General features: G+C 40.1%; 4 protein-coding genes, 1 pseudogene and 1 other annotated feature. Of the genes and pseudogenes, 2 read left to right on the top strand and 3 right to left on the bottom strand.

What is annotated here, in order from left to right:
• Window positions 1–218: 218 nt before the first annotated feature.
• Window positions 219–1,052 carry a hypothetical protein gene (locus AACW45_RS38355; protein ID WP_190638257.1) on the bottom strand — a complete coding sequence of 278 codons (834 nt, stop codon included), beginning with the start codon at window positions 1,050–1,052 and terminating at the stop codon, window positions 219–221.
• A gap of 195 nt (window positions 1,053–1,247) precedes the next feature.
• On the opposite strand from AACW45_RS38355, the gene AACW45_RS38350 reads away from it, so the two are divergent.
• Both AACW45_RS38350 and AACW45_RS38345 read left to right on the top strand, forming a co-directional pair.
• On the top strand, window positions 1,248–1,640 hold the full coding sequence (locus AACW45_RS38350) for a hypothetical protein (protein WP_190638256.1): 393 nt from the start codon (window positions 1,248–1,250) through the stop codon (window positions 1,638–1,640).
• 144 nt (window positions 1,641–1,784) lie between these two features.
• Window positions 1,785–1,840, bottom strand: a sequence feature (23S ribosomal RNA rRNA prediction is too short).
• 298 nt (window positions 1,841–2,138) lie between these two features.
• Window positions 2,139–3,752 (top strand): cation:proton antiporter, encoded by a 1,614-nt coding sequence (locus tag AACW45_RS38345; protein WP_190638255.1) that lies wholly within the window; start codon window positions 2,139–2,141, stop codon window positions 3,750–3,752.
• Between the two features lie 189 nt (window positions 3,753–3,941).
• Here AACW45_RS38345 and AACW45_RS38340 read toward each other — a convergent pair whose 3' ends face one another.
• Both AACW45_RS38340 and AACW45_RS38335 read right to left on the bottom strand, forming a co-directional pair.
• Complete coding sequence (locus AACW45_RS38340) at window positions 3,942–4,631, bottom strand: hypothetical protein (protein ID WP_206758505.1); 690 nt, start codon at window positions 4,629–4,631, stop codon at window positions 3,942–3,944.
• Window positions 4,582–4,926: pseudogene (locus AACW45_RS38335) on the bottom strand (transposase); the annotation flags it as partial. The gene AACW45_RS38340 and the pseudogene AACW45_RS38335, both read right to left, overlap by 50 nt.
• Between the last annotated feature and the right edge of the window lie 97 nt (window positions 4,927–5,023).

Below are 5,023 nucleotides of genomic sequence, written 5' to 3'. Positions count from 1 at the left end.
AGGCTAATGTTGCACTAGTGAACCACAACCTCGTTTTGGAGTACCATTTGGGAAAATATCATACTTTCATGCTTGGTTGTGGGATTTTCCCGTGATTGACTGACTTGAAAATGCTTCTTAGATGAGTATCTATATAGGTGGTTCCAGATTGCATTTTCATGCATGGCGGTGAAATTTTTTTCATTGGGACTGCCTTCTGCCATCTGCCTTTTATTTAATCACCATTCCTGTTGTTCGATTACACCCACTAAGGATTGCAAATCAAAATCGCGATCGCGATCGCTCAGACAAATACCAGAACTAATTACAGTCAAATCAGTTTTGGCGATCGCGCTTGTGTGGCTAATCCCATCAGCAGTACGCCAATTAACTGTCCAGTAATCGCCACGATCCTGAAATTCGTTTAATTCCCCACCACCTTGCTGTAAAGCTTTACGCAGTCGTTTTTCATCTTGTTGGGGTTGACTGAATTCTGCAATTTGCGCAGTGGCTAATTCATACACCGTGCGCATCTCTGGAGTCATCCCTTTAAATTGCAATTCCTCAACTGGGGTTAATTCCTTAATCGCAGATTGCAGAGTTTCTGTAATTATCGGATCGGTACGGCGATCGATTTCCTCAAACCAGCATGACTGTCCATTCCACCGGGTAAGGATTTGTTCAAAAGCCACACCCTCAGTTACTAAATGGACTGCGATCGGCTTTACCACCTTCAACCGTTGACGCATATCTACTTCATTTACAGGATATGCTAACCAAGTTTGTCCCCGCAATTGATGTGCTAACCGCAGCCGGATTTGGGTGAAATGTTGCAAGTATTCGGCAATTTGGGGTAAATCTGCTGATTCCACAACTGTTGCAGTCTTTGCATCCACAGGCTGAAAGATACCCCAACCTGTAAATTGACGCGGCTTTGGCGTGAAGGTATAAATCATGCCCGCTACCTTTGTGCGAACTCGTCCACCTTTGACACAAGGCGCAAGGAATTGAGTAGCGGATAACTGCGCTTCTGCATCAGCAATTTGATTGATTAACTTACGAATATCAGGCATAGTTTAGTTTTTTTACGCATAATTACATAAGCATTTTAGGAATTTTGGGTATATAAAAAAACATAGTTACATTTTCGACAGCTATTTAGACAATTATTGCCAACAGATAAAACACAGAAAAAAGCTGTTACAGATTTCTAACTACTTTGCTTTTGTACATCATTTACCTTCAAAAACTGAAAAACTACAAAAATTATGACTACTGAGATACAACAAATATCCGAGTCGAGAAAAAAGTTAGCATCTGCTTATCGTGCAGTTTACGCAGTTGGAGTCCTGTGCATTTTTTTTAGCATTCTCTTCTTTCTTGTTGGTAATCAATTGCCAGATTATTTAATATTAGTAATTTGTTTTTTATTTTTTGGATTACTGTATCTCTGTTTAGGTTTTTTTGTTCAACGTAAATCAAAAATTGCGTTAGGTATTGCAGTAGGATTGATGTCACTAAATGTGTTAACTGGCATTTTTAATATGATTCAAACTGGTAAACCGTTTGGCTTGATTCTTCCCATGATATTTTTAAGTCAAACAATACAAGGATTTAAAGCAATAGAAGTACTAAAGTCCAAGACTTCAGATAAAGTTTAATTTTGTTAAAAATTACGGTTAATATCGCTAACTTTTCACAAGAATTTGGCGATGTTACTACTAACAATTGATTGAAAATTGTAGTGTAGTCCTGCGTGCAAGTTGATGGAGCATTGCGCGTTCTCAATTACTAGAGGGACTCCACTGGTGAGTTTTTACACACTCTTTAAAAGGTGGCTACTTCTAAGCCGACTTTCCAGGTTCTTTGCACTCCCCGTTCACACACGCCCACTGAATTTGACAGTGTTACTTTTCCTCTCGTACTAGTATGTAAGCTCACAAGAGTTGGGGCACGCAGGATATTTATATAATACACTATACTACAAAAAAATCCTGTTACTTTTTAGGGACTTCCAGAAAATAAATTATCCAATTTCCGAGAGAAGATATTTTTATTACTCCCCCTGCTCTCTGCTCCCTGCCCCTCTGCCTTCCTGTACACTCAAACAATAGTTGACTCACAACTTTTGATGAAAGCGCTGTATAGGAGGATTGGTAATGGAGTGGATTTTAGCCCAACAAAACCCTTTAAACAGCAATTCTCCTGTAGATAGCCAAACAGCAGGAACCATTCCTGAACTGGTCATCATCTTGATTATTTTGTTACTGATTGCCACTGCTGTTGCATTGATAACTCAGCGACTACGAATTCCTTATGTAACAGGATTGGTGCTAGCAGGGTTACCAATTACGGAACTTTGGTCGCGTCGGATTGGGTTAGATCCATCCTTAGTATTAAACCTTTTCTTGCCGATTCTGATTTTTGAAGCATCGATCAATACAGATATTAGCCGTCTGCGCAGCACTTTTAAGGCGATCGCACTTTTAGCTGGGCCTGGTGCAATTTTTTCCTCAGCAATTATTGCAGCGCTGGTTAAATTTGGGCTGGGGTTAGACTGGATTCCCGCTTTGCTGATTGGAGTCATCCTGGCTAACACGGATACAGTCTCGATAATTGCAGTTTTCAAGGATATACGTGTGCCTTCTCGATTAAGCACTATTGTTGAGGGAGAAACCCTATTTAATGACGCGGCAGCGCTGATTTCATTCAATTTGCTTTTAGTAATTTATGCAACAGGCTCTCTCACTGCTGTACAAGGCGTGAAGGAACTGCTGCTAGTTTCTTTAGGCGGGGGGTTGGTGGGAGCAGTCTTAGGTTATTTAAGCTTACCAATATTCAATCGCTTAAACGATCCGTTAAGTAGCTTATTGTTAACCGTCGCTTTAGCATTAGGAACCTTCCAAATAGGGCAATTTTTGGGCGTATCCGGTGCTGTGGCTGTAGTGATCGCCGGACTGATTTTTGGCAATCTTGGGCTTCCTCGCACTTCGTCGGCTTCGGATCGAATTACCTTGTTAAGTTTCTGGGAATATGCTGGTTTTAGCGTTAATACGTTTATTTTTCTGCTGATTGGGATTGAAATTAATCCTGCATCGCTGTGGAGAATTGTACCGTCGATTTTGTTCGTGATTTTGGCATATCAACTAGGACGGATTCTCTCAGTTTATTTGTTATTAGCAGGGTTGCGTTGGTTTGATCGTCCGATCCCGCTATTATGGCAGCATGTTTTGGTTTTAGGGAATATTAAAGGTTCGCTCTCAATGGCGTTAGCAGTTGCTATTCCCTTGTCCCTACCAGAACGGAATCTCCTGATTGAACTGGTGTTTGGTTCGGTTTTATTTTCCCTAGTGATACAAGGATTAGCCTTACCTTGGGCGATTAAACGGCTAAATATCAGCCGTGCTTCTGAGGTTATGCAAGAAACTGGAGAGTTGCAGATTCAATTGATTGCGGCTAAAGCTGCTCAAGATGAGTTAGATAGTCTGCTGAAATCGGGCGTATTGCCGAAAGCAGTATATGAGGAGCTATGGTCATCTTATCAGGTGCGAGTGGCAAAGTCTGAACGAGTGCTGCGCGATCTCTATAATAAATATCGGGCAGGGCAGCGATCGGGCGATCGCACTGGGTTAGATAGAATTCGCCGGCGACTGTTGCTAGCAGAAAAGGTTGCAGTTAGCGATGCACTCCGCAAACGAATTGTGCCAGAAGATTTAGTGCAGCCCTACATCAAAGATTTGGATGAGACACTTCTATCGTTGGAAGATGACTAGTGGTCTGTCCCATTAATTTTGAGGAGTAAAAAACGAACCACAAAGACACGAAGTCCGCGAAGGAAGAGAAAAGAAGAAGAAACTTACCCCACAGAATTAATGAGACAAAGCACCAGTATGTAGGCTCCACGAGTTTGGGCACGCAGGGTATTTTTGTAATAAACACACACTACAAAAAAGCTATAATCTTCACATAGATTTTGCTAGCGATTGATTCAAAAAGTTTAGTAACTTCTTAAAATTTCCTATTGTTGTATTAGATAAACGTATAGCAACTCTTTTAGCAAGATTTTCTTGAATAGCTATATTGAATTGTTTTTTGTCAAAATGCTGCGTTTCAGTAATTACTGATTTCTGGATATTAAGTAGATCTTTAGAGTCAAAAAGTTTCTCCATCGCACAGTTAGACCATGAGTTTTCAACATCTTCCAGCAGAAATAATCTATCTTGAATAATTCCCTTGAACACTTCTTGATAACGCATCTTCTGTTTCCTACCCTCTGCATCGCTGTCTAACAAAACAATAAAATTTCTGCCCCAGGCGTAATACAGACGAATAACGGTGTCAAGAGAACCTGAGCCTGTTCCTGGTAAAAAAACAAGTTTTTGCTCAGGCTTTATAATAATTTCTTGGAAATAACTAAGTGTATAAAAATCATTCTTGCCTTCGAGCATAATAACATCTATTACAGCTTCTAAATTACTGGGACGGTATTCAAGTACATCTAGAATAGGTTGATAATATGTTTGTTGATTAGGATGTTGATTTATAAATGCTCTATATCTTTGAACTTCAATATTTGTGGGTTCAAAATTATCTATAGGAATCCTATTTGATTTTTGAAAAAACTCCGTACATCTGAAGAGTGGGGAAATCAAAGGTAGTGTGTCGAATAAACCATTCAAACATCCACTTCAAGTGCGAGAATTTTGGAATCAAGGTGCAGAAACGTCGAACCCATGTTTTAGCTTGCAACCAAATATCCTCTATTGGATTTTGTTCTGGACAATTGGGAGCAAAGCGAACGCAGTATATTTGCCATTGGTCGGTCGGTAGTCCTTGATTAATCTCATCCAAAAAACCTCTAACTTCTTTGGAACGGTGATAGGTCGCACCATCCCAAAAAAGCAGTAATCTCTGGTTGGGGGACTGTTTTAGAAGATAGCGTAAGTAGGTAGGCACGAAAAAACCAAACTATGTAAAGATAAGTAAATACGGAGAATGCATCTACCGAGGTGACTTAATATATGGGCGCTCGTTTAAGGATATT

It is taken from the genome of Calothrix sp. FACHB-168, from assembly GCF_963889195.1.
Lineage (GTDB): Bacteria > Cyanobacteriota > Cyanobacteriia > Cyanobacteriales > Nostocaceae > Aulosira > Aulosira anomala_A.
This window is presented reverse-complemented; position numbering and strand designations above follow the sequence as displayed.

Excerpts from the sequence above, each read along its gene's own strand:
- AACW45_RS38355 (WP_190638257.1), bottom strand. The coding sequence starts at position 1,052 with ATGCCTGATATTCGTAAGTTAATCAATCAAATTGCTGATGCAGAAGCG.
- AACW45_RS38350 (WP_190638256.1), top strand. The coding sequence starts at position 1,248 with ATGACTACTGAGATACAACAAATATCCGAGTCGAGAAAAAAGTTAGCA.
- AACW45_RS38345 (WP_190638255.1), top strand. The coding sequence starts at position 2,139 with ATGGAGTGGATTTTAGCCCAACAAAACCCTTTAAACAGCAATTCTCCT.